20 protein-coding genes are annotated in these 23,091 nt (G+C 72.7%); 12 read left to right on the forward strand and 8 right to left on the reverse strand.

Annotated features, from left to right (window positions below; genetic code table 11):
* Window positions 1–7 precede the first annotated feature (7 nt).
* Genes QEZ54_RS13585 through QEZ54_RS13605 form a run of 5 tightly spaced genes read left to right on the forward strand, consistent with a single transcriptional unit; the run spans window position 8 to window position 5,745 of the window.
* Window positions 8–1,870 carry an ABC transporter substrate-binding protein gene (locus QEZ54_RS13585; RefSeq protein WP_281304933.1) on the forward strand — a complete coding sequence of 621 codons (1,863 nt, stop codon included), beginning with the start codon at window positions 8–10 and terminating at the stop codon, window positions 1,868–1,870.
* The gene (locus tag QEZ54_RS13590) at window positions 1,867–2,880 is read left to right on the forward strand and encodes an ABC transporter permease (RefSeq protein ID WP_281304934.1); all 1,014 of its coding nucleotides are present in this window, start codon (window positions 1,867–1,869) and stop codon (window positions 2,878–2,880) included. Before QEZ54_RS13585 ends, QEZ54_RS13590 begins: the two co-directional genes overlap by 4 nt.
* Window positions 2,877–3,740 carry an ABC transporter permease gene (locus tag QEZ54_RS13595; protein ID WP_281304935.1) on the forward strand — a complete coding sequence of 288 codons (864 nt, stop codon included), beginning with the start codon at window positions 2,877–2,879 and terminating at the stop codon, window positions 3,738–3,740. The genes QEZ54_RS13590 and QEZ54_RS13595 overlap by 4 nt, the downstream gene beginning before the upstream one ends.
* On the forward strand, window positions 3,740–4,726 hold the full coding sequence (locus QEZ54_RS13600) for an ABC transporter ATP-binding protein (RefSeq protein ID WP_281304936.1): 987 nt from the start codon (window positions 3,740–3,742) through the stop codon (window positions 4,724–4,726). The genes QEZ54_RS13595 and QEZ54_RS13600 overlap by 1 nt, the downstream gene beginning before the upstream one ends.
* The gene (locus tag QEZ54_RS13605; protein ID WP_281304937.1) at window positions 4,723–5,745 is read left to right on the forward strand and encodes an ABC transporter ATP-binding protein; all 1,023 of its coding nucleotides are present in this window, start codon (window positions 4,723–4,725) and stop codon (window positions 5,743–5,745) included. Before QEZ54_RS13600 ends, QEZ54_RS13605 begins: the two co-directional genes overlap by 4 nt.
* Before the next feature lie 149 nt (window positions 5,746–5,894).
* Here the strand turns inward: QEZ54_RS13605 and QEZ54_RS13610 are convergent, their stop codons facing one another.
* The 5 genes from QEZ54_RS13610 to QEZ54_RS13630 form a co-directional block, all read right to left on the reverse strand.
* On the reverse strand, window positions 5,895–6,338 hold the full coding sequence (locus QEZ54_RS13610) for a hypothetical protein (RefSeq protein WP_281304938.1): 444 nt from the start codon (window positions 6,336–6,338) through the stop codon (window positions 5,895–5,897).
* On the reverse strand, window positions 6,335–7,456 hold the full coding sequence (locus tag QEZ54_RS13615; protein ID WP_281304939.1) for a hypothetical protein: 1,122 nt from the start codon (window positions 7,454–7,456) through the stop codon (window positions 6,335–6,337). The genes QEZ54_RS13610 and QEZ54_RS13615 overlap by 4 nt, the downstream gene beginning before the upstream one ends.
* A gap of 76 nt (window positions 7,457–7,532) precedes the next feature.
* A complete protein-coding gene (locus tag QEZ54_RS13620; protein WP_281304940.1) occupies window positions 7,533–8,558 on the reverse strand; it encodes an aspartate-semialdehyde dehydrogenase in 1,026 nt (341 codons plus the stop codon).
* Between the two features lie 94 nt (window positions 8,559–8,652).
* The gene (locus QEZ54_RS13625; protein WP_281304941.1) at window positions 8,653–10,281 is read right to left on the reverse strand and encodes a glycoside hydrolase family 13 protein; all 1,629 of its coding nucleotides are present in this window, start codon (window positions 10,279–10,281) and stop codon (window positions 8,653–8,655) included.
* Between the two features lie 368 nt (window positions 10,282–10,649).
* Window positions 10,650–11,753 (reverse strand): P1 family peptidase, encoded by a 1,104-nt coding sequence (locus tag QEZ54_RS13630; RefSeq protein ID WP_281304942.1) that lies wholly within the window; start codon window positions 11,751–11,753, stop codon window positions 10,650–10,652.
* A 74-nt stretch (window positions 11,754–11,827) separates the two neighbouring features.
* Between QEZ54_RS13630 and QEZ54_RS13635 the strand changes: the two genes are divergently transcribed.
* Window positions 11,828–12,886: a hypothetical protein gene (locus QEZ54_RS13635; RefSeq protein WP_281304943.1), complete on the forward strand. Its 1,059-nt coding sequence runs from the start codon at window positions 11,828–11,830 to the stop codon at window positions 12,884–12,886.
* Between the two features lie 261 nt (window positions 12,887–13,147).
* On the opposite strand, the gene QEZ54_RS13640 is transcribed toward QEZ54_RS13635, so the two are convergent.
* The 3 genes from QEZ54_RS13640 to QEZ54_RS13650 all read right to left on the reverse strand — a co-directional run bounded on the left by QEZ54_RS13640 (window position 13,148) and on the right by QEZ54_RS13650 (window position 15,950).
* Window positions 13,148–13,750 (reverse strand): TetR/AcrR family transcriptional regulator, encoded by a 603-nt coding sequence (locus tag QEZ54_RS13640; protein ID WP_281304944.1) that lies wholly within the window; start codon window positions 13,748–13,750, stop codon window positions 13,148–13,150.
* Between the two features lie 53 nt (window positions 13,751–13,803).
* Window positions 13,804–15,075 carry an MFS transporter gene (locus tag QEZ54_RS13645; RefSeq protein ID WP_281304945.1) on the reverse strand — a complete coding sequence of 424 codons (1,272 nt, stop codon included), beginning with the start codon at window positions 15,073–15,075 and terminating at the stop codon, window positions 13,804–13,806.
* A gap of 281 nt (window positions 15,076–15,356) precedes the next feature.
* A complete protein-coding gene (locus tag QEZ54_RS13650) occupies window positions 15,357–15,950 on the reverse strand; it encodes a TetR/AcrR family transcriptional regulator (protein WP_281304946.1) in 594 nt (197 codons plus the stop codon).
* A 100-nt stretch (window positions 15,951–16,050) separates the two neighbouring features.
* Between QEZ54_RS13650 and QEZ54_RS13655 the strand changes: the two genes are divergently transcribed.
* The 6 genes from QEZ54_RS13655 to QEZ54_RS13680 all read left to right on the forward strand — a co-directional run bounded on the left by QEZ54_RS13655 (window position 16,051) and on the right by QEZ54_RS13680 (window position 23,070).
* Window positions 16,051–17,073, forward strand: a complete 1,023-nt coding sequence (locus QEZ54_RS13655) for a hypothetical protein (protein ID WP_281304947.1) — start codon at window positions 16,051–16,053, stop codon at window positions 17,071–17,073.
* A 124-nt stretch (window positions 17,074–17,197) separates the two neighbouring features.
* Complete coding sequence (locus QEZ54_RS13660) at window positions 17,198–18,106, forward strand: PAC2 family protein (RefSeq protein WP_281304948.1); 909 nt, start codon at window positions 17,198–17,200, stop codon at window positions 18,104–18,106.
* A gap of 106 nt (window positions 18,107–18,212) precedes the next feature.
* Window positions 18,213–19,778: a hypothetical protein gene (locus QEZ54_RS13665; protein WP_281304949.1), complete on the forward strand. Its 1,566-nt coding sequence runs from the start codon at window positions 18,213–18,215 to the stop codon at window positions 19,776–19,778.
* Window positions 19,779–19,877: 99 nt separating this feature from the next.
* Complete coding sequence (locus QEZ54_RS13670) at window positions 19,878–21,428, forward strand: AMP-binding protein (protein WP_281304950.1); 1,551 nt, start codon at window positions 19,878–19,880, stop codon at window positions 21,426–21,428.
* A gap of 120 nt (window positions 21,429–21,548) precedes the next feature.
* The gene (locus QEZ54_RS13675) at window positions 21,549–22,490 is read left to right on the forward strand and encodes an AEC family transporter (protein ID WP_281304951.1); all 942 of its coding nucleotides are present in this window, start codon (window positions 21,549–21,551) and stop codon (window positions 22,488–22,490) included.
* Window positions 22,491–22,593: 103 nt separating this feature from the next.
* A complete protein-coding gene (locus tag QEZ54_RS13680) occupies window positions 22,594–23,070 on the forward strand; it encodes a peroxiredoxin (RefSeq protein ID WP_281304952.1) in 477 nt (158 codons plus the stop codon).
* Window positions 23,071–23,091: the final 21 nt, after the last annotated feature.

Here is a 23,091-nt window from a genome sequence, read left to right on the forward strand (position 1 = left end):
ATCCTGGTTGACCAATCAGTCAGCTCGCGGCCTGCGCGCCCGGATCGCCGCGGTCGCCGCCGTGGCGCTCAGCGCGCTCGCGGCGATGGCCGCCCCGGCCGCCGCGGACGGATCACCCTCGGCCACGCCCGGCGGCACCCCGGCGCGGAGCAAGACCAGCTTCGTCATCGGCGTCAAGCAGGACATCGACTCGCTGAACCCGTACGTAGGGGTGGTAGCCAGCGCGTTCGACATGTACCAGCTGATGTACGACTACCTGACCGTCTCCTCCGCCGCGGACTTCTCGCCCGCGCCCTCGCTCGCGCAGAGCTGGGACACCTCGGCCGACGGCAAGACCTGGACCTTCCACCTGCGCACCGGCGTCAAGTGGTCCGACGGCGTCGACCTGACCGCCAAGGACGTGGTCTACACGTTCCAGCGGGCCAAGACCGACGAGACCGCCAACGGGCAGTACAGCAGCTACGTCGACAACATCACCGACATCTCCGCGCCCGACGCCGCGACCGTGGTCATGACCACGGCGAAGCCCAGCCCGATCATGCTGCGCCTGGCCGTGCCGATCCTGCCCGAGCACGTCTGGTCGAAGATCAGCGCCGCCGACGCGGCCACCTTCGCCAACGACAAGGGCGTGGTCGGCTCCGGGCCGTTCCAGCTGGCCGAGGCGAAGAAGGGGCAGTTCTACCGGTTCACCGCGAACAAGTCGTACTTCGACGGTGCGCCCAAGATCGATGAGCTGGTGTTCGGGGTCTTCGCCGACGACTCCGCGCTGGCCCAGGCGCTGCGCCAGGGCGAGATCGACATGGCGCAGGAGCTGCCCGCCGCGATCGCCGAGACGCTGCGGGACAAGCCCGGCATCACCGTCAACGACGCCCAGTACTACGGCTTCAACGAGATCGGCTACAACCTCGGCGCCGCCACGGTCGACGGCAAGGCCATCGGCGACGGCCACCCGGCGCTCAGGGACAAGCAGGTCCGGCTGGCCATCGACACCGCCATCGACCGCAAGACCCTGGTCGACAAGGTGCTCAACGGCCACGGCGTACCGGCCAGCGGCGTCATCCCGCCGATCTACGCCGACCTGCACTGGAACCCCGGCACCGACGCCCGCGTCTTCGACCTGGCCAAGGCGAACGCGATCCTCGACGCGGCGGGCTACGTCGAGGGCTCCGACGGCGTCCGCGCCAAGGACGGCCGCAAGCTGGAACTCCGCCTGTTCGGCCGCGACTCCTCGGAGTACTCCAAGCAGACCACCGAGTACGTGCGCTCCTGGCTCAAGGACATCGGCATCAAGGTGACCGTCTCCATCATGAGCGAGGACAACCTCACCACCGTGCTGGGCAAGGGCGACTTCGACCTGTTCGAGTGGGGCTGGGTCGTCGAGCCCGACCCCGACTTCCAGCTCTCGGTGATGACCTGCGACCAGCGCTCGTACGAGGAGGACGGCGAGATCGCGGCGGGCTGGTCGGACAGCTTCTACTGCAACCCGAAGTTCGACGAGCTGTACGCCGAGCAGCAGACGATGATCGACGCCAAGGCGCGCGCCCAGGTGGTCAAGGACGCGCAGAAGCTGCTCTACGACGACGTCGCCTACTCGCTGACCTACTACTACAACCAGACCGAGGCGTACCGGTCGGACCGGTTCACCGGGTTCGTGCCGCAGCCGAGCCAGGGCGGCATCCTCGCGTTTCAGTACGGCACGCACAGCTACCGCAGCATCGAACCGGTGACCGAGGCGCCCGGCGTCAAGGACGCCGGTACGGGTACCACGATCGTCGTGCTGATCGTCGCGGGCGCGGTGGTCGTGCTCGCGGTGCTCGTGCTGGTGATCGTGCTGGTCCGCCGGCGCAAGAGCGCGGACGACCGGGAATGAGCGGCGACAGCGACGGGGCCGGTGCGGCGACGCACCGGCCCCGCCGGGCACTGCCGCCCGGGTACGTGCTGCGCAAGGTGCTCGCGGCCGCGGTGATGCTGCTGTTCGTCACCGTCGTCAACTTCTTCCTGTTCCGGGTGCTCCCCGGCGACCCGGCCAAGGCGTTCGCCCCGCGCGGGCGCAACGCCGACCCGGAGGCGCTGCGGGAACTGCGCGAGCGGCTCGGCCTGGGCGACCCCTGGTACACGGCGTTCGGCAAGTACCTGCGCGCGCTGGCCCAGGGCGACCTCGGCGTCTCGTTCAGCCAGCACGCCAAGGTGCTCGACGTGATCGGCGAGCGCATCCTGCCGACCGTCCTGCTGTCCGGCACCGCGCTGGTGCTGGCCGCGGGGCTGGGCGTATGGCTGGGCGCGCGCGGCGGCTGGCGCCAGGGCAGCCGGTTCGACAAGATCTCGTCCAGCCTCGCGGTCACCTTCTACTCGGTGCCGGAGTGGCTGCTCGGCCTGGTGCTGCTGGTGCTGCTCAACAAGTACGGCGTCTTCCCGGCCCGGGGCATGAACGACCCGCGCTCCACCCTGCCCGTGGTCGTGGACACGCTCTGGCACATGGTGCTGCCGGTCACCGTCCTCACCATCGTCTACGTCGCCGAGTACTCGCTGATCATGCGGTCGTCCATGCTGGACGAGCGGCGGGCCGACTACCTGACCACCGCCCGCGCCAAGGGCCTGCGGGACGACCTGGTGATGCGGCGGCACGCGCTGCCCAACGCGCTGCTGCCGTCGATGACCCTGTTCTTCATGAGCATGGGCTTCGTGGTGGCCGGGGCGATCACCGTGGAGACGGTGTTCTCCTGGCCGGGGCTGGGCCTGCTGACCTACGACGCGCTGCGCGGGCCGGACATCCCGCTGCTGCAGGGCCTGTTCCTGTTCTTCTCGGCCGGAGTGATCCTCATGAACCTCGTCGCCGACCTGCTGATGCCGGTGCTCGACCCCCGGGTGCGTACCGCATGAGGGCCGCGCCCGCCTCGGCCTGGCGGCGGTTCCTGCGCGACCGCGAGGGCCTGTCCGGCCTGGTCGTGCTGATCCTGTTCGCGTTCATGGCGGTCTTCGCCGACCTGCTCGCCGACCCGGCCGGCCTCGACGTCACCAAGGCGACCGGCAAGGCGCTGGAGGCGCCCTCGTGGGCGTTCCCGCTCGGCACCGACCACGCGGGCCGCTCCGTGCTCACCATGATCGTCCACGGCAGCCAGACCACGCTGCTGGTGGGCCTGGCCGCCACGGTCATCTCGATGGTGCTCGGCACGCTGATCGGCGTCGCCTCGGGCCACTTCAGCGGGCTGATCGGCGGCACGCTCAACCGGCTCATCGAGTGGTTCCTGGTGATCCCGTACCTGCCGCTGGCGATCGTGCTGGCCACGGTGTTCCCGCCCGGCCTGCCCAAGCTGGTCTCGGTGATCGTGGTCATCGGCGTGACCTCGTGGTCGGGCACCGCCCGGCTGGTGCGGGCGCAGACCATGGCCATCGAGGCCCGGCCGTACCTGGAACGGGCGCGGGCGCTGGGCGGCGGCCACTGGCACCAGATGACCCGGCACGTGCTGCCCAACGTGATGCCGCTGGTGCTGGCCAACACCACGCTCACCGTCTCCATCGCGATCATCGCCGAGACCACGCTGTCCTTCCTCGGCCTGGGCGATCCGCTGCGCGTCTCCTGGGGCCGGATCCTGGAGCAGGCGCACGACCTCGGCGCGATCGACCTGAACGCCTGGTGGTGGGTGCTGGCGCCGGGCATCGCGGTGGTGCTGACGGTGCGCGCCTTCAACATGTGCGGGCGGGCACTGGAGCGGATCCTCGACCCACGGCTGGAGATGTGATGGCGCCGCTGCTGGAGACGCCGCTGCTGGAGATAGCGGACCTGCACGTGTCCTACCGCGACCGCGGCGTGCCCGTCCCCGCCGTACGCGGCGTCGACCTGACCCTGGCCGCCGGCGAGACCCTGGGCCTGGCCGGCGAGTCCGGCTGCGGCAAGTCGACCCTGGCCGGTGCCGTGCTGCGGCTGCTGCCCGGCACCGCGCAGGTGACGGGGCGGATCGCGCTCAACGGCGCCGACGTGATCGCCATGAACTGGGGCCAGCTGCGCGCGGTGCGCTGGCGCGACGCCTCGATCGTGTTCCAGGGGGCGATGCACGCGCTCAACCCGGTACGCACCGTCGGCCGCCAGATCGCCGAGCCGATCCTGCTGCACACGCCCAAGACCTCGGCCCGGACCGCCGAGGCCCGCGTCGCCGACCTGCTGGAGCAGGTGGGGGTGCCCGCGTGGCGGGCCGACTCGTACCCGCACGAGCTGTCGGGCGGGCAGAAGCAGCGCGTCATGATCGCGATGGCGCTGGCCTGCTCACCGCAGCTGATCATCGCCGACGAGCCGACCACGGCCCTGGACGTCATGGTGCAGGCGCAGGTGCTCACGCTGCTCAAGGACCTGGTCCGCGAGCGCGGGCTCGGCCTGATCCTGATCAGCCACGACCTGTCCGCGCTCGCCGCCACCTGCCACCGCGTCGCCGTCATGTACGCCGGCCGCGTGGTAGAGCAGGGCCCCGGCCACGAGCTGTTCGCCGCCGCCGCGCACCCGTACGCGCGGGCGCTGGCGGCGGCGTTCCCGGTCATCGGCGACCCCGCCTCGCGCCGCGCCCCGCGCGGGCTGCCCGGCGACCCGCCCGACCCGCGCGACCTGGGCGTCGGCTGCGCCTTCGCGCCGCGCTGCCCGGTCGCCACCGGCGAATGCACCGGGTCCGACATCGCGCTGCGCCGCGTCGACGACGCCCGCAGCGCCGCCTGCGTCCATGTGGGAGGAGCGGCATGAGCGAGGTGTCCGTGCACCCGGTGCTGGAGGCACGCGGGCTGAAGGTCGGGTTCGGGGCGCCCGTCAAGGGCGTGCCGCCGATCCGGGCCGTCGACGGGGTCGAGCTGTCCGTCGACCGGGGCGAGATCGTGGCGCTGGCCGGGGAGTCCGGCAGCGGCAAGACCACGCTGGCCCGCGCGCTGCTGGGGCTGCAGCGGCCGTACGCGGGGCAGGTGCTGCACCACGGCAGGCCGCTGGACTACCGCTCCGCCGGGCTGAAGGCCCTGCGCCGGAGGGTGCAGCTGGTGCTGCAGGACCCGACCGGCGCCCTCAACCCGCGCCGCACCGTGTACGAGGCCGTCGCCGAAGGGCTGCGCGTCCACCGGGTGCCCGGCGACGAGAAGGCGGTGGTCGCCAAGGCGCTGTCGCAGGCCGGGCTGCGGCCGGCGGAGCGGTTCTTCGGGCGGTACCCGCACGAGCTGTCCGGCGGGCAGCGCCAGCGCGTCGTCATCGCCGGGGCGCTGGTGCTCGAACCGGAGCTGATCATCGCCGACGAGCCGGTCGCGTCCCTGGACGCCTCGGTACGCGGCGAGATCCTCGCGCTGCTGCTGTCACTGCGCGCCGAGCTCGGGCTGTCGGTGCTGGTGGTGACGCATGACCTCGGGCTGGCCTGGAACATCGCCGACCGGCTCGCGGTGATGTACCTCGGGCGGATCGTCGAGGTGGGGCGGACCGAGCAGGTGCTGGCGGTGCCGAAGCACCCGTACACGTCGGCGCTGATCTCGGTGCTGCCGGAGGCCGGGCGGGAGCCGGTGGTGCTGGCCGGGGAGTCGCCGGACCCGTCGCGGATCCCGGCCGGGTGCCGGTTCCACCCGCGCTGCCCGGCGGTGGCCGACGGGACGGCGCAGCGGGCCGGGATCGCCGGCCGGTGCGCGGGCGAGCCGCTGCCGGTACTGCCGCTGCACGGCGGCCACCAGGCGGCCTGCCTGCTCAGCCACGTCGGCGACGGCATCGCCGCCGCCGCGACCAGCTCCCGCTGACCCGCTCCGCTCCGCCCCGCTCCGCTCCGCCCCGCACTTAGCATTGACGCTGGCCTATCCAGGAGACGGTTTTCCGCGAGTCGTCCTCTGGATAGGCCAGCGTCGATTTCAAGCCCGGGTGGGGCGGCGAGGCGGGCTCGGGGCGAGGGTCAGTCGGCGCGTTGGAAGAAGCAGACGTCCGCGATGTCGGGGTCGCCCAGCACGATCACGATCTCGTCTTCGTCGATCTGGAAGTCCCCCTCCGCGCCGCTGTCGAAGTCCAGCTCCAGGTCCTGGTACGGGGTCATCCACTCCGGCGGCCCCAGCGTCCACCGCCCCGTCCCGCTGTCGGGCACGGGCATGTGGTGGTCGTGGGTTCGGCTGGACTCGTTGTCCTCGCAGCCGTCGAGGTGGTCGGCCTCGAACGTACCGTCGGAGTGCAGGAACAGCCGCGCCCCGCGCTCGCCGTTCCAGATGTCAGCCACGTCGCCCGCCTTCACGTCCGGGGCGAAGCCGATCGGCCCGATCGACCCGCAGCAGCACGCGCACCCGCCGGTGAAGATCAGCAGTGCGGTCCACCCGGCCAGCACGCGCAGGCTCAGCCGGCCCCTCATGACGCCAGCCCCAGGTCGATCAGCCGCAGCTCCATCCGGTAGATGGAGGCGAGCACGGGTTCCCGGGCGGAGCCGAGGTACGGGTACGCCGCCACGACCACCTGGCGCCCGTCAGGCGAGACGGACATCTGGTTGCCGTGCCCTTCGGCGAGCAGGACGGTCTCGCCGCTGTGCAGATCCACCCGCAGGAACCTGTCCGCCACGCCGTTGCTGTCGCAGACCACGGCGTAGCGGCCGTCGGGCGTCGCGGCGTACGAGACCACGGGGTCGAGGCCGCGGCCGAACGGTCCGGCCACACGCACCGGCGCGCCGGCGCCGGGCTGCCAGCGGTAGAGGAACCAGCGCTGGTTCTCGCGCGCGCTGCCCTGCCGGCCCGCCGCGCCCGGCGAGGCGAGCAGCAGCAGCGTCACCCCGTCGGCGAGCAACTGCGGCTGCCGGGTGCTGCCGTTGCGCTTGCAGGCCGCTTCGCTCTCGTCGAAGTACGTCTCGCTGATCGGCCAGGCCACGCCGTCGAAGTCGACCGGGTCGGGGAAGCGGGCGGTCCCGGCCGGGATGACGCGCAGCAGCCCGGGGCAGAACTCGTCGTAGTAGGCGGCGTACCCGTGGTCGAGGCTCGGTGCCCAGGTGATCGAGTTCAGCGGCCACCGGCCGGTTCGGGCGAGCTTGTCCACCCGCATGGTCTCGGGATCGATCGCGACCTGGTCGTACCAGTCGTCGTGCACGTCCTCGGTGAGGCACTGCCGCTGCGCGCCCAACCGCCCGTCGGGCAGGCGGTCGAACTGGTCGTACCGGGTGAGGCGGCAGCCGGCCAGATCGGGCAGCGTCAGTTGCTGCGGCTCGGCGCCGGGGCGCGAGCGCCAGTACCGGGTGCGGTGCAGGTGGCCGACGCGCTCCATGTCGTCGGGGTCGCTGAGGTAGTAGATCCAGCCGTCCGGCAGCCATGCCGGCTGAGCGAGCATCGTGTCGACGGGGGCGCTCAGCGGGGCGCCGGGCAGGGGGCGCAGTGGGTGGTCGGGCACCGGCGCCGGTACCGGCAGCAGGCCGCAGCCGGACAGGACGACGGCCAGCAGCGCGGCGCTCAGGGCCAGGGTTCGTGCTCTACGAGTGGGGGGTCGCACAGGGACATGGGATCATGCGGATATGCGAAAGGGCCGGTGCGTGCACCGGCCCTTCACATGATCCGCACAGGCGGCGTCAGCCCAGCTCGGCCAGCAGCAGCTCGGCGATCTGGACCGCGTTCAGCGCGGCGCCCTTGCGCAGGTTGTCGCTGGAGCAGAACAGCGCCAGTCCGTTCGCGACGGTCTCGTCGCGCCGGATGCGCCCGACGTACGTCGGGTCCTGGCCCGCGGCCTGCAGCGGGGTGGGCACGTCGACCAGCTGCACGCCGGGCGCGACGGCGAGCAGCTCGCGGGCGCGCTCGGGGCTGACCGGCTGCGCGAAGCGGGCGTTGACCTGCAGCGAGTGGCCGGTGAACACCGGCACGCGCACGCAGGTGCCCGACACCGGCAGGTCCGGGATGCCGAGGATCTTGCGGCTCTCGTTGCGCAGCTTCTGCTCCTCGTCGGTCTCGCCGGAGCCGTCGGCGACCAGCGCGCCGGCCAGCGGCAGCACGTTGAACGCGATCGGGTGGGCGTACACCTTCGGGGCGGGGTAGTCGACGGCGGTGCCGTCGTGGGTGAGGCCGCGGGCCTCGCCGATCACGGCGCTGGCCTGCTCGTGCAGCTCGTCCACGCCGGTCAGGCCGGTGCCGGACACCGCCTGGTACGTGGTGGCGACGAGCCCGGTCAGCCCGGCCTCCTCGTGCAGGGGCCGCAGCACCGGCATCGCCGCCATGGTGGTGCAGTTCGGGTTGGCGATGATGCCCTTGGGCCGGTTCTTGATCGCCTGCGGGTTCACCTCGGACACCACCAGCGGCACGTCCGGGTCCAGCCGCCAGCCGGAGGAGTTGTCGACCACGACGGCGCCCGCCTCGGCCACCCGCGGCGCCAGCGCCAGCGAGGTGGTCTTGCCCGCGGAGAAGAGCACGATGTCCAGGCCGCGGTAGTCGGCGGTGGCGGCGTCCTCGACCGTGATCTCGGTGTCGGCCCACGGCAGCGTCTTCCCGGCCGAGCGGGCCGAGGCGAACAGCCGCAGCTCGTCCACCGGGAAGTTGCGCTCCGCCAGCACGCGGCGCATGACGCCGCCGACCTGGCCCGTTGCTCCGACAATGCCGATTCTCATGCGCCCAGGGTAACGACCGACCTGATCAGGGGCGCTTCCCATCCCGGATTTCGGGCTGACCCCGCGCCGGGCCCGGGCAGCTCAAGGGTGCCGCTCATGACAGGCGCAGCCAGACGGCGCTGTCGGGGGCGACCTTGAGGTCCTGCAGCGGGTCGCTGGACAGCAGCAGGTAGCCGTGCGGGGGCAGCGGCACCGGGTGCCCGGACAGGTTCACCAGGCAGGCGAAGCCGTCGCCGCGCTGGAAGTAGAGCACGCCGTCGGCGGCCGAGCCGGCGGTGTCGAGCCAGGTCAGCGTGCCGTCGCCCAGGTCGGGCTCGGTGCGGCGCAGGTGCAGGGCGCGCCGGTACAGCTCCAGCATGGAGGGGCGGCTGCCCGACTGGGCGTCGGCGCTCAGCGCCGCCCACGCGTCCGGCTGCGGCAGCCACGGGTCGGCGGTGGCCCAGCCGGGGCTGAAGCCGTACGGCTTGGCCGTGCCCGACCAGGGCAGCGGGACCCGGCAGCCGTCGCGGCCCCGGTCGGTGCGGCCCGACCGGATCCAGCGCGGGTCCCGCAGCACCTCGTCGGGCAGGTTCTGCACCTCGGGCAGGCCCAGCTCCTCACCCTGGTACACGTACGCGCTGCCGGGCAGGGCCAGGCTGAGCAGCGCCGCCGCGCGCGCCCGGCGGGTGCCCAGGGCCAGGTCGGCGGTGTGCGTCATCGCGTCGGGGGCGAAGGAGTGCGAGGTGTCGGCGCGGCCGTAGCGCGTCACGTGCCGTACCACATCGTGGTTGGACAGGACCCAGGTCGCCGGCGCGCCGATCGGCGCGTGCGTGCTCAGCGTCTCGTCGATCACCGCCCGGAACGACAGGGCGTCCCAGGGGCAGGACAGGAACGCGAAGTTGAACCCGGTGTGCAGTTCGTTTGGGCGCAGGTAGCGGGTGAACCGGTCGGCGTTCGGTTCCCACAGCTCACCGACGAAGACCGCCTGCTGGGGGTACGAGTCGGCGATGGCGCGCCAGCTCCGGAAGATCTCGTGCACGCCCTCCTGGTCGCGCCAGGGCGAGATGGAGCCCGGGGCGAGCGCCGTCACGTCCGGCAGGGCCGGGTCCTTCACCAGGTGGTCGGCGACGTCGATGCGGAATCCGTCCACGCCCCGGTCGAGCCAGAACCGCAGGGTGGTCTCGAAGTCGGCGCGGACGGCCGGGTGGTCCCAGTTCCAGTCGGGCTGCTCGGGGGCGAACATGTGCAGGTACCACTCGCCGTCGGGCACGCGGGTCCACGCCGGACCGCCGAAGTGCGAGCGCCAGTCGTTGGGCGGCAGCTCGCCGTGCGCGCCCCGGCCGGGGCGGAACCAGAACAGGTCCCGCTGCGGCGCACCGGGCGCGGCCGCCAGCGCCGCCGCGAAGGCGGGATGCCGGTCGGAGCAGTGGTTGGGCACGATGTCGACGATGACCCGCAGGTCCAGCGCGTGCGCCTCGGCGAGGAACGCCTCCGCCTGGGCCAGCGTGCCGAAGACGGGGTCGATGTCGCGGTAGTCGGCGACGTCGTAGCCCGCGTCGGCCATGGGGGAGACGTACCAGGGGCTGAGCCAGATCGCGTCGATGCCGAGGCCGCGCAGGTAGGGGAGGCGGTCACGCAGGCCGTTGACGTCACCGATGCCGTCGCCGTCGGCGTCGGCGAAGCTGCGCGGGTAGACCTGGTAGATGACGGCGTCGCGCCACCAGGGCCGGGAGTTCCTGGTCATGGGGTCTCCGGAGATCAGCCGACGGAAACAGAGTGGAAAACGCTTTCTGTATCGCGGGGAACCTTACTAGGCGGGTCTGGGCTGGGTCAACGGCGATGGAAAGCGCTTACCGGCGCGTGCGCCACTTCGGGTGATCGCTGCCGGAGCGCGCGTCGCTTCGGGTGATCGCTGCTGGCGGTCGAAACCTGTACCAGCGCCACACAAAGTGACACCGCACACCGATCATCATGCACTCCAATGTAGACGTTGGCCTATTACGTCGACTGGCGGAAGGTCAAACTCGACGTAATAGGCCAACGTCTATTCAAGGCGCGGCGCGGTGCGGCGTGGTGCGGTGCGGTGCGGTGCGGTGCGGTGCGGGGTTGGGGTCAGTGGTGGTGGTGCAGGAGTTCCGTTAGCCGGTCCACGGGGAGGCCTTCGGAGGTGTTGCCGTTGCGGCCGGTGACCGTGGGGGCGTTGAGCAGGCTGTTCAGGACGCTCTCCTCGGTGGCCTCGACCACGGCGGCGAAGAACGGGTCCAGGGCGCGGCCCTGCAGCGCCACCCGGTCGGAGGTGGTGCCGCGAGGTGCGCGCAGGCCGGTGGCCAGGGCCAGGAAGATCTCGCCGCTGGAGTGGTGGGCGGTGGAGCCGGTGCGGGCCAGGCCGAGCCCGGCCCGGGTCGCCAGCCGTCGGCATCCGGCGGGGTCGATCGGCGCGTCGGTGATGATCACGACGATGCAGGAGCCGGCCGGGGGCGCGGTCGGTGCGGCCGCCTCGGGCAGCGACTGCCCGACCGGTACGCCCGCCACGGTCAGCCGCCCGCGCTCGCCGAAGTTGGTCATCGCCAGTACGCCGACGGTGTGCCCGCTGGGCACCACCCGGGAGGCGGTGCCGATGCCGCCCTTGAAGCCCAGGCAGCTCATGCCGGTGCCGGAGCCGACCGCGCCCTCGGCGGGCGGCCGGGGTGCCCGCCCGGCGGCCCGGTCGGCCTGGGCCGCGGCGGCGCCGGCGCGGGCGGCGGCCAGCGCGGCGGCGACGTCGTCGCGGGTCACCTGCATCCGGCGGGACTCGCTGAGGAAGCTGTCGTCGCACTCGGCGACCACTGGGATGATCACGTCGTCGTCGCCGATGGCGGGCTCCTCGGCCGTCAGCAGTTCGCAGGCGGCGTCGTACACCCGGCCGAGCTGCATGGTGGAGGTGAGGAAGATCGGGGTCTCGACCAGGCCCCACTCCTGCGCGGAGATGAAGCCGGTGCACTCGCCCGCGCCGTTGAGCACCGAGCCGCCCGCCGGGATCGGCGCGTGGAAGGCGTTGCCGCCGGGGTCGATCACGGTGACGCCGGTGCGCGCGATGCCGCGTCCGAGTGGCGGGGGCTGCTCGTCGCGCCATACGGTGGTGTGGCCGACGCCGACGCCGGGCACGTCGACGATGGACCGGCTGGGGCCGCTGGGCAGGGAGCCGATGGTGATACCGAGGTCGGTGACGCGTGGCATGGCCGGAGCCTAGCTGAGTCTCGACTCAGTAACGATCCCCTCGGTGCAACGATCCGGGCTGGCATCATGCCGGGATGGCGAAGCTGGACCTGCCGGTGGTGTGGAGCGACGAGGTGCTGCGGCACGTGCCGGAGGCCGAGATCTGGATCGGCGTGCGCACGCCCGGCACCGAACTGCCCGAGCGGGCCACCGTGCTACGCGCGGCGCTGGTGGGCGCGGGCGCGCGGCTGGTGCCGGCCCGCCCGCTGGCCGACGGGCTGCTGCCGCTGGCGCACGACCCGGCGCTGGTGGCGTACCTGGAGGGCAGCTACCGCGAGTGGGTGGACGGCGGCTACCTCGAACACCAGAACCGCGTGGTGCCGTACGTGTTCCCGACCCAGGCGATGCTGGAGGGGCTGCCGCTGCGCCGCCCGACGGCCGCCCACGCCCGCGCCGGGCAGTTCTGCTACGACACGATGACGCTGGTCGGGCCGGGGACGTGGCCCGCCGCCCAGGCCGCCGCGCACGCCGCCGCGACCGCGGCCGACCTGGTCGCCGCGGGGGAGCGGGCCGCGTACGCGCTGTGCCGCCCGCCCGGCCACCACGCCACCCGGACCGGCTTCGGCGGCTCCTGCTACCTGAACAACGCCGCGGTGGCGGCGCTGGCGCTGCGGCGGGCCGGGCTCGGCCGGGTCGCCGTGGTCGACGTGGACGCCCACCACGGCAACGGCACCCAGTCCATCTTCTACGACCGCGCCGACGTGCTCTACACCTCGGTGCACGTCGACCCGGGCGCGGGCTGGTTCCCGCACTACGCCGGGTTCGCCGACGAGACCGGCACCGGCGCCGGGCAGGGGGCCAACCTCAACCTCCCGATCGCGCCGGGCAGCGGCGACCAGACCTGGCTCGAGGGGGTACGCCGCATGGCCGAGTTCGTCGCCGGCCGCGCCGACGCCATCGTGCTCTCCCTCGGCGTGGACGCCGCCGCCGCCGACCCCGAGAGCCCCCTCCAGGTCACCGAGCAGGGCTACCACGACACCGGCGCCATCCTCGCCGAGCTGGGCCTGCCGGTCGTCGCCGTCCACGAGGGCGGCTACCACCTACCCACCCTCGGCCCCCTCACGGTCGCCACCCTCACCGGCCTCACCCGCTGACCTCGGCCACGAGATGGTGCTGCACGCTCGCCGGCGGCGTCTGGACTGAGGAGCGTGACCGAGCCGAAGGCTCGGCAGCGACGAGGGAAGACGCCGCCTGAAAGGCGAGCGTGCTGCGCCCGCGGAGGCGGGCGCCGGCAGTACCGTCGAGCGTGCCGCGCCCGCGGAGGCGGGCGCCGGCAGTACCGTCGAGCGTGCCGCGCCCGCGGAGGCGGGCGCCGGCAACACAGTGCCGCGCCCGCGGAGGCGGGCGCCAGCAGGCTAAGCGAGGTCGGCGGGGTCTACGCCGACTTCGCGGGCCGTGACCATGCGCATCCATTCGAAGGCCTGCTTGCGGGATATCGCCTTCTCGTGGACGGTGAGCTGGACGGCGAGGCCGTCGATGATGGCGTTGATGCGCCAGGCGGCTCCGGCCGGATCGTCGCAGGTGAAGGAGCCGTCGGCGACCCCGGCCGCGATGACCTCGGTCAGCCCCTCCTTCCACCGGAGATCCATCTTCCGGGAGACCTTCTCCAGCTCGGGCGCGCGCAGCGCCTCGGACCAGCCGTCGATCCACATCAGCCAGGACTTGGACCGCCCCGCCGGGGCGAGCAGTTTCACCAGCTTCTTCAGCTTCTCGGTGGATGTGGCGTTGGATTCGATCACGGCGTGGAGGCGGGCCACGTCCTGCTCGGCCGCGTACGCGAAGGCCTGCGCCAGCAGGGCGTCCTTGCTGGTGAAGTGGTAGAACACCAGCGCCTGGCTGACTCCGGCGGCCTTGGCGACGTCGGCCGTGCGCGTGTTGGCGAAGCCGCGTTCGACGATCACGTCTACGGCGGTGCGCAGCAGCGCATCGAGGCGCACTTCGGCAGTTCGTCGGGCCACGCGCCAAACCCTAACGCACAATCGACCAGGACGAGCATCGGCTGAGTCGCTGATCAGGCCCCTACCGGAGTATCCGATGCGGTCGCGGCACCCCGCGCGGCATCGGCGGCGATGCGCCGCCGCCCGGTCCACGCGAGCAGTGCCCCCAATCCCACCATCCCGGTCGCCACGAGGATGACGCTGCTCAGCGCGGTGCCATGGGAGATGAGAAGGCCGGACAGCGACGAACCGGCGGCGAATCCGACATAGATACCCGTCCCTACCAGCGTGAACGCCTCGGTGCTGCGCCCGGCGGGGGCGATGTCGGTCACGAGCGCGCACTCGACCGCTGTTGTCGGGGATATGACCATTCCACCGAGGAACAGGATCAGCGCGAGGCTCGGCAGGCCGCCGGCCAGCAGCATCGCGGCGAAGCCGACCGTGTTCAGGCCGAGCAGGAGGGCGAACAGCTTGGCCTGGCCCAGCTTCGGGTTCAGGCCGGAGAACCAGATGCCGCCGGTGATGGATCCGGCGCTCCACGCGGCGACCACGGCCCCGGCGAACTGGGGTGTGCCCAGGTCGGCGGCGTAGGCGGGGATGGCGACTTCCATCACGCCGTACGCGGCGGCCTCCAGGGCGCCGACGAGCAGCACGATCACCATGCTGAGCAGCAGCAGCCGGGCCCGGTCGCGCCGCAGCGGGGCGGCTGACACGGCGCCGGTGCGGATCTCGTGGTAGCGGGCGGTTAGGCCGGGCGCGGCCGCCAGCCCCAGCGAGCCGACTGTGGCGAGCAGCGCGGTCAGCACCACCGCCAGGTACGGGTCGGCCAGCGCCGTGATCACCGCGATCAGCATCGGCCCGAGCACGTACGTCAGCTCGACCGTGATCGCGTCGAAGGCGTACGCCGTCTTGGCGTGGGCGGGGGCCAGCCCCGGCAGCACCACCCGGGTGACCGCCCCGACCGGCGGGTTGGCCGCCCCGGCCGCCGCCGCCAGCGCGACGACCAGCCACACCGGGTCCTGCCGCCACAGCACCACCACCATCCCGGTGAGCAGCGCGGCGTAGAGCACGCCGGTGACCCGCAGGACGGCGGCGGCGTGGCCCCGGTCGCACAGGCGCCCCAGCCACGGGGCGGTGAACGCGGTGACGGCAGAGTGCATGCCGGTGGCGATGCCGGCGACGGCGTACGAGCCGGTGCCGTGCTGCACGGCGAGCACGAACACCAGCGTGGCCATGCCGTAGGGCAGGCGGCCGATCAGGGACGGGACCGCCACCCGGGCGACACCCGGGCTGGCGATGAGGGCGCGGTAACGGCGGGCAGCGGTGACGACCGCGAGGCCGGACATGGGAATGGCTCCAAGCGAAGGAAGAAGGAACGTGCTCGGCGGTTGAGCGCGGATGCGCACTCAACCGAACCGGCGCGCCGCCTGACGGCTCCAGCAGCGCTTGGCCGCGACCTGCTCCTGGACGCCGTCAGCCACGGCAGTCCGGACCCGCTCGCTCGCTCCCGTGGCCCGCGTGGCCATCAGACATCCCTCCCAGGCTTCCCGCCCAGGCTATCCGCTGACTGAGTCATCAGTCAATTAAGGGCGCCCGGCGCGGCCCCTGCCAGCACGGAGGCAACCGGTTACGCCGCCGGGAGCAGGGCGTGCAGGCCGTCGAGGTAGGTGTCGACGTCGGGTTCGCCCAGCAGCAGCCGCTGCAGCGCGTAGCCGGGCACCAGGCTGAACAGCACGGTGCCGACCGCGTGCGGGTCCGCCCCGGCGGGCAGGTGCCCGGCGTCGATCTGGCGCCGGGCCAGGTCGTCGAAGTGGTGCCGGATGGTGCCGTAGACCCGCCGCACGAACTCGGCCAGCTGCGGATTGCGCATCGACTCGGCCCACACCTGCAGCGCCAGCGGGAAGACGCCGTCGGCGCCGAGCTGCGGCTCGACCGAACGCAGCAGGCGGCTCATCGCGACGTCGAGCGGCGGCACGGGGTCGTCCCGGCGCACCTGGTCGAGGATGCTGCTGATCATGCCGATGACGTCCTCGGCGATCGCCTGGATCAGCTCCTCCTTGCTGCGGAAGTACCGGTAGAAGGCGCCCACGGACAGCCCCGCCTCGCTGATCACGTCCTGCATCGAGGTGGCGTGGAACCCGTTCCTGGTGAAGCACACCCGCGCGGCGTCGATGATCTGCTGGCGGCGGGCGGCGAGGTGGGCTTCCGAGACGCGGGGCATGTTCCAGATCATAAAACGAACGATCGTTCTTGACAGGTGGCGGAGAGCTGGCGCACTGTTCACAGCAAAGAGAATGAACGTTCGTTTTAAGGAGTCGCTGATGCGCCGCACCCCGTCCCCGGCGGCCGTGGCCGTGATCATCGCCGCGGCGGTGATGGCCCTGCAGTCCCTGCTGCTGCCGCTGTTCGCCGCGCCCGCCGCCAACCTCGGACCTCGCGACCTGCCCGTCGTCGTGGCCGGTCCGGCCCCCGCGGTGGCCGCGTTCACCGCCAGGATGACGGCCGCGGACCCGGGCGCGTTCGAGATCACCCAGGTCGGCGACGCCGCGGCGGCCGACCGGGCGGTGCGCGAGCGCGACGCGTACGCGGCCTTCATCCTCGGCGCCGACGGCGTGCGCCTGCACACCGCCTCGGCCGCGTCCCCGGCCGTGGCTAGCCTGTTCGCCGCGGCCGCCCAGCGGCTCGGCGCGGGCGGGCCGCCGGTCACCGTCACCGACCTGGCCCCGCTGCCCGCCGCCGACCCGCGCGGCGGCGGCTTCGCCTCCGGCTTCTTCCCGCTGGTCATCACCTCGATCCTGGCCGCCGTCGCGCTGTTCTTCGCCGTGCCGCGCTTCGGCGCCCGCGTGCTCGGGCTGCTCGCGTTCGCGGCCCTCTCCGGGGCGGTCGGCGCGACCGTGCTCCAGCAGTGGCTCGGCGTGGTCGGCGGCGACTGGCTGCCCGTGGCGGGCGTGCTCGCCCTGATCACCCTCGCGATCAGCGCCACCGTCAACGGTCTGGCCAGCGTCGCCGGACCGCGCGGCATCGCCCTGGGCGCGGTGGTCGTGCTCCTGGTCGGCAACGCGCTGGGCGCCGTCGCCGCCGCCCCGGAGCTGCTGCCCCAGCCCTGGGGCGAGGTCGGGCAGTGGCTGCCCATCGGCGCCGGGGCGACCCTGCTGCGCTCGGTCGCCTGGTTCGGCGGCGCGGGCGGCACGGCGGCGCTGTGGGTGCTGGTCTCCTGGGCGGTGGTCGGGCTGGGCCTGGTCGGCCTCGGCTGGCTGGGCCGCAGGGAGGACGCCCCGGCACCCGTCGCGGACGTGGAGCCGCACGAAGCGGCCCGGCGACTCGGCGCTACCGTGGCAGGCTGAGGCCGCCACCGGACGGCCGGATGCGCCCGCCGCGCATCCGGCAATCCGGCGACAGCGCGCAGGAATGCGCGCGGCGGAGCCGGTGTTGGCCTCGGTGGAAGTCCATCTGCAGGAGGCGAACGACGTGCTCGACCCACAGGAGCTGTACCAGCTTGCCGACGACCTGCCCGAGCTGGGCCGTCCGGTCCTGCTGCACGCGCTGTCCGGGTTCGTCGACGCCGGGTCCGCCGGGCGCCTGGCCCGCGAGCACCTGCTCGACACCCTCGACTCGCAGGTCGTCGCGACGTTCGACCTGGACCAGCTGCTCGACTACCGCTCGCGGCGGCCGCTGATGCACTTCGCGGCCGACCACTGGGAGTCCTATGACGAGCCAGCGCTGGAGCTGCACGCCCTGCGCGACCACGACGACACCCCGTTCCTGCTGCTCACCGGCCCGGAGCCGGACCTGCAGTGGGAGCGCTTCGCGGCGGCCTCGAAGATCCTGATCGAGGCGCTGCAGGTGCGGCTGACCATCGGCATCCACGCCATCCCGATGTCGGTGCCGCACACCCGGCCGACCGGCGTCACCGCCCACGGCACCCGCCCCGAGCTGGTCGTGGGCCACGAGCCGTGGATCGCCAACGTGCAGGTGCCCGCCAGCATGACGAACCTGCTGGAGTTCCGCCTCGGCCAGGCCGGGCACGACGCCATGGGCTTCGCCGCGCATGTGCCGCACTACCTGGCCGACAGCGAGTACCCGCCCGCCGCCGAGCTGCTGCTGACCTCGGTGTCGCGCGCCACCGGCCTGCTGCTGCCGACCGAGGACCTGCGCGACGCGGGCGAGCGGGTGCGCGCCGAGATCGAGCGCCAGCTGATCGAGAACCAGCAGGCCGCCGCCGTGGTCCGCGCCCTGGAGGAGCAGTACGACGCCTTCACCCGCGGCCGCGCCGGCAACCTGCTCACCGAGCCGACCCCGCTGCCGACCGCCGACGAACTCGGCGCCGAGCTCGAGCGCTTCCTCGCCGAACACCACAACAACAACGACAAGGACTGAGGAAAGGAAGGGCCCCTTCTTATCGCTTTGCGTAGTAGAAGGGCCCCTTCTTAACGGCAGTCTCGTCGATGCGTGATCGTGATGTCTGGATGCGACGCTCGGGCGCATGGCGAACGGGGCGCACATCGACGGAGCACACCGCGACGCACTGGGCCGGGCGCTGGCCTGGCTGGCCCATCCGGCCAGCCTGACCGGCCTGGCCCTGCTGCTGCTCAACGACCACCTGCTCAAAGCCTGGTATCCGGGCCCGGTCACCGGCAAGCTCAGCGACGTCGCCGGGATGCTGATGTTCCCGCCGCTGCTGGCCTGCCTGGCCGCGCTGGCGCCGCGACTGCCCAGCCGCTTCCTCGGCCCGGCCGCCCTGGCGCTGACCGCGATCGGATTCGCACTGGTCAAGGCCAGCCCGCAGGGGGCCTGGCTGGCCTCGCATGCCTGGTCGGCGCTGCGCGGACCGTCGGTCGTCCGCGCCGACGCCACCGATCTTCTGGTCCTGCCCGCGCTGGCGCTGTCCTGGTGGGCCTGGCGGCGCAGCGCCGACGGCACCCGGCTGGGCAGGCGGGCGCTGCGCGCCGTACGCGCGCTGGTGCTCGTGCCCGTCGCCCTGCTCGCGACGGTCGCCACCAGCGCACCCGAGTGGCCGGAGACGAACTGGGTCGGTGCGGACAGCTCCGGCGCCGTCCTGGTCGAGACTATCGACGGCTATAGCGAAGAGCACCGGGACCTGGTGCGCAGCACCGACCGCGGCCTCACCTTCGAGAAGCTGCCGTACGACGCGTGGCAGCCGCAGGCGGCCCAGATCGAGGACTGCGCGGCGCAGGAGTGCTACCGGGTGGTGCCCGGCGAACTGCACGTGCAGTACAGCCCGGACGGCGGTCGCACCTGGACCACCGCCTGGCAGATCCGCGGGAGCCAGCTCGCCGCCCTGGAGGAGTCGTACGGCGACAGAGGCATCCTCGGCCTCGGGGTGGCCGGCACCCCCGCGGGCAGCCTCGCCTCGAAGGGCCTGCGGGTGTTCCCGGGGGCGCGCGGTCACGTGGTGATCGTCGCCAACGGGCGGGACGGCATCCTGCGCCGCGACGTCGACGGCAGCTGGACCCGGCTCGGCTCGTGGGCCTACGACCGGATCACGCCGCCGCCGGCGCTGATCGAGGTGTGGGAGCCCACGACCGGCGGCCGGGTGGCGCTGGCGCTGCTCACGGCGGGGGCGATCGCGCTGCTGGCGCTGCTGGCCGCGGCGGTCGCGGCCCGCGCGTCCGGACCGGGCGGCCCCGGCCGCCGCGTGCTCCTGTTCGGCGCGCCCGTGCTCGGCGGCGCGGCGCTGTTCGTCGACACGCTGTACGCCTCCACGCCCGGCCCCGAGGGCCTCGGCGACACGGCCGGGCCGGTGCTGCTCGCGGGGAACCTGGCCGTGCTGGCGGTGGCGGGCTGGGCGCTGGCGGTGTGCGTACGCCGGGGGCTGCTGCCGGGCGGGCGGTTGGCGCTGATCGTGCTGGCGGTGCTGGTCGGGGTCGGGCTCACCGCGTGGTGGCACGACGGGGTCGCGGTGGAGAGCCTGGACAGCGGGTTCTCCCGGGCGCTGTCGGTCGTGGTGCACATCGTGGCGGCGCTGGTCGTCGCCGGCGTGGCGGTGGCGGCGGTGCGGCTGCGGCGCGGGCGGGCCGAGCAGCCCTGAGCAGTTTGGAGCGAAGCGAACCCGTTGGCGGGTATTGCCCAGCGGGGCGTCAGCTTGCATGCTGACCTGACTCTGTACGCGTGCGAGAGTGAGGCGACGATGCCGTTCCGCAGTCCGATGGCCGACGTCGAGATCCCCGCGGTCTCCGTCACCGAGCTGGTCCTGGGCGGCGCCGCCGCGCGCGGGGACCATCCCGCGCTGGTGGACGGCCGCACCGGGCAGACGATGACGTACGCGCAGCTCGCGCACGGCGTCGAGCGGCTCGCGGCCGGACTGGCCGGCGCCGGGGTGCGCCCTGGGCACGTGGTCGCCCTGTTCAGCCCGAACACCCTGCTCTACCCGGTGGTCTTCCACGCGGCGATCGCCGCCGGGGCCACCGTGACCACCGTCAACGCGCTGTCGACGGTCAAGGACCTGCAGAACCAGATCACCGACTCCGGTGCCACGATCCTGGTCACCATCTCGGCGTTCCTGGACCGGGCGGCGGCGGTGGCCGGGCAGTTGCAGGAGATCCTGGTGTGCGACGCGGCCGAGGGGTACCGGTCGGTCACCGAGCTGATGGCGACGGCCGACCCGGCACCGGCGGTGACCGTGGACCCGGCGACGACGCTGGCGGTGCTGCCGTACTCCAGCGGCACCACCGGGGTGGCCAAGGGCGTCATGCTCACCCACGCCAACCTGGTGTCGAACGTGGTCCAGTCGCAGCAGGTGGTCAAGTACGACCCGGCCGACCGGGTCATGGCGGTGCTGCCGTTCTTCCACATCTACGGCCTGACGGTGCTCATGAACATGGCGCTGTCGGCCGGGGCGACGCTGGTGGTGCTGCCCCGCTTCGACCTGGCCGAGTTCCTGGGCGCGCTGCAGGACCAGCGGGTGACCCGGGCGTTCGTCGCCCCGCCGATCGTGCTGGCCCTGGCCAAGCACCCGGTGGTCGCCGACTACGACCTGTCGGCGCTGGAGGTCGTGTTCTCCGGGGCCGCCCCGCTCGACGGCGACCTGGCGCAGGCCTGCGCGACCCGGCTGGGCTGCGTGGTGAAGCAGGGCTACGGCATGACCGAGCTGTCGCCGGTGTCGCACGCGCAGGTGCACGGCGACCCGCGGGTCAAGCCCGGCACGGTCGGCCCGCTGATCCCGAACACGCTGGCCCGGGTGGTGGACGTGGCCACCGGCGACGACCTCGAGGTCGGCCGGCCGGGCGAGATCTGGATCAAGGGTCCGCAGGTGATGCGCGGCTACCTGGGGCGGCAGTCGGACACCGACGCCACCGTCGACGCCGACGGCTGGCTGCACACCGGTGACGTGGGCCTGGTCGACGCCGAGGGCGACTGGTTCATCGTCGACCGGGTCAAGGAGCTGATCAAGTACAAGGGGTACCAGGTGCCGCCCGCCGAACTGGAGGCGATGCTGCTCGGGCACCCGGGCATCGCCGACGCGGCCGTGGTGGCGGGGCACGACGCCGACGGCGAGGAGATCCCGCACGCGTTCGTGGCGCTCGCCCCGGGCACCGAGCTGTCGGCGCAGGACGTGCAGGACTTCGTGGCGGAGCGGGTCGCGCCGTACAAGCGGGTCCGGGCGGTGACGTTCGTGCCGGCGATCCCCAAGAGCGCCTCCGGGAAGATCCTGCGCAAGGACCTCCGCGCGCTGCTGTAGAGCCTTACCCGATCGTGCGCGTCCCTCCTCCGCGCGCGAGTTGCCGGGCAATCGGGCGTTTCCGGGCAGCCGGTCACCCCGATTGCCCGGCAATACCAGGTCAGGGACTAGCGTGAGCTGGTGCTGGCCGCCTTCGCTCCGATCTGGATGATCACCGCACTGGGGTGGGGGACGATCCGCTTCGGGGTGCTCAGCCGCACCACGCAGCAGGCGCTGGCGGCGTTCACCTTCCTGGTGGCCATCCCGGCCGTGCTGTTCACCACGCTGGCCCGGACGCCGCTGGGCGGGCTGCCGCTGCGGCCGCTGGCCGCGTTCGCGCTCAGCACGCTGGCGGTCGGGCTGCTGGCGTACATCGTGGCGCGCAGGTTCCTGCCCGGCCGCAACGGAGACCGCGTCATCGCGGCCATGTCGGCGGCGTACGTGAACTCCGGCAACCTCGGCATCCCCGTCGCGGTCTACGTGCTGCGCGACATCTCCCTGATCACCGCCGTGCTGGTGTTCCAGACCATGCTGGTCACCCCGCTGATCGTGGGCCTGCTCGACGCCGACGCCAACGGCGGCCAGGGGCGGTGGCGGCGGATCGCGCTGCTGCCGCTGCGTACCCCCGTGATCCTGGGTTCGCTGTTCGGGGTGCTGGCCAGCGCGAGCGGCTGGCGCCCGCCGGAGTGGGCGCTGCACTCGCTGGAGCTGCTCGGCGGCGCGGCCGTGCCCGCCGCCCTGTTCGCCCTCGGCATGTCCCTGCACCGCGACCCGGCCGAACCGCCCGCCGCACAGCCGGACGCTGAAGGCCCTGGGCGCGGCGTCGGGGTGGGTGTCGCGGTGGCGCTGAAGGTGCTGGCGCAGCCGCTGGCGGCGTACCTGGCGGGGCGGTTCCTGTTCCACCTCGGCCCGGCCGAGCTGGTCGCGGTCACCGTCGTGGCGGGGTTGCCTACCGCCCAGAACACCTTCGTGTACGCGACGGAGTATCGGGCGGGGGTGGCGTTCAGCCGGGACGCGATCCTCGCGTCGAGCCTGCTGTCGATGGCGACGCTGACGGCCATCCTCACCCTCGCCCAGAGCTGAGGAAGGGCCCCTTCTTAACCAAGGGCTGCTCGACCCGGGCACGCGCGAAGGTGAGTGTTCAACAACCGGGTTGGTAGGCTCCGGGCTGGGAGGATGATCGATTATGGCCAAGAACAGTGGACCGCAGGTCGGCGACGTCGCGCCGGACTTCACCCTCATGTCGAACACCGGCGAGAAGGTGACGCTCAGCGACTACCGCGGCAAGCAGGCCGTGGTGCTGTACTTCTACCCCAAGGACAACACGCCGGGCTGCACCGCCGAGGCGTGCTCGTTCCGGGACAGCTACGAGGTGTTCACCGAGGCCGGCGCGCAGGTCATCGGAGTCAGCTCCGACTCGGTCGACTCGCACGAGGGCTTCGCCCAGAAGCACCGGCTGCCGTTCGTGCTGCTGTCGGACGCGGGCGGTGACGTGCGCAAGTCGTACGGCATCCCGCCGTCGCTGTTCGGGCTGCTGCCCGGCCGGTCGACGTACGTGATCGACCGCGACGGTGTCATCCGCCACGTTTTCACCGCGATGGGCAGCATCGGCAAACACGTCAACGGCGCGCTCGAAGTGGTCAGGCAGCTCAACCCCGCCTGACCGACCCCCGCTCACCCGCCC

It is taken from the genome of Catellatospora sp. KI3 (assembly GCF_029948125.1).
In the GTDB taxonomy this organism is placed as follows: Bacteria; Actinomycetota; Actinomycetes; order Mycobacteriales; family Micromonosporaceae; genus Catellatospora.

Excerpts from the sequence above, each read along its gene's own strand:
- QEZ54_RS13590 (WP_281304934.1), top strand. The coding sequence starts at position 1,867 with ATGAGCGGCGACAGCGACGGGGCCGGTGCGGCGACGCACCGGCCCCGC.
- QEZ54_RS13595 (WP_281304935.1), top strand. The coding sequence starts at position 2,877 with ATGAGGGCCGCGCCCGCCTCGGCCTGGCGGCGGTTCCTGCGCGACCGC.
- QEZ54_RS13600 (WP_281304936.1), top strand. The coding sequence starts at position 3,740 with ATGGCGCCGCTGCTGGAGACGCCGCTGCTGGAGATAGCGGACCTGCAC.
- QEZ54_RS13605 (WP_281304937.1), top strand. The coding sequence starts at position 4,723 with ATGAGCGAGGTGTCCGTGCACCCGGTGCTGGAGGCACGCGGGCTGAAG.
- QEZ54_RS13610 (WP_281304938.1), bottom strand. The coding sequence starts at position 6,338 with ATGAGGGGCCGGCTGAGCCTGCGCGTGCTGGCCGGGTGGACCGCACTG.
- QEZ54_RS13620 (WP_281304940.1), bottom strand. The coding sequence starts at position 8,558 with ATGAGAATCGGCATTGTCGGAGCAACGGGCCAGGTCGGCGGCGTCATG.
- QEZ54_RS13625 (WP_281304941.1), bottom strand. The coding sequence starts at position 10,281 with ATGACCAGGAACTCCCGGCCCTGGTGGCGCGACGCCGTCATCTACCAG.
- QEZ54_RS13630 (WP_281304942.1), bottom strand. The coding sequence starts at position 11,753 with ATGCCACGCGTCACCGACCTCGGTATCACCATCGGCTCCCTGCCCAGC.
- QEZ54_RS13635 (WP_281304943.1), top strand. The coding sequence starts at position 11,828 with ATGGCGAAGCTGGACCTGCCGGTGGTGTGGAGCGACGAGGTGCTGCGG.
- QEZ54_RS13645 (WP_281304945.1), bottom strand. The coding sequence starts at position 15,075 with ATGTCCGGCCTCGCGGTCGTCACCGCTGCCCGCCGTTACCGCGCCCTC.
- QEZ54_RS13650 (WP_281304946.1), bottom strand. The coding sequence starts at position 15,950 with ATGCCCCGCGTCTCGGAAGCCCACCTCGCCGCCCGCCGCCAGCAGATC.
- QEZ54_RS13655 (WP_281304947.1), top strand. The coding sequence starts at position 16,051 with ATGCGCCGCACCCCGTCCCCGGCGGCCGTGGCCGTGATCATCGCCGCG.
- QEZ54_RS13665 (WP_281304949.1), top strand. The coding sequence starts at position 18,213 with ATGGCGAACGGGGCGCACATCGACGGAGCACACCGCGACGCACTGGGC.
- QEZ54_RS13670 (WP_281304950.1), top strand. The coding sequence starts at position 19,878 with ATGCCGTTCCGCAGTCCGATGGCCGACGTCGAGATCCCCGCGGTCTCC.
- QEZ54_RS13680 (WP_281304952.1), top strand. The coding sequence starts at position 22,594 with ATGGCCAAGAACAGTGGACCGCAGGTCGGCGACGTCGCGCCGGACTTC.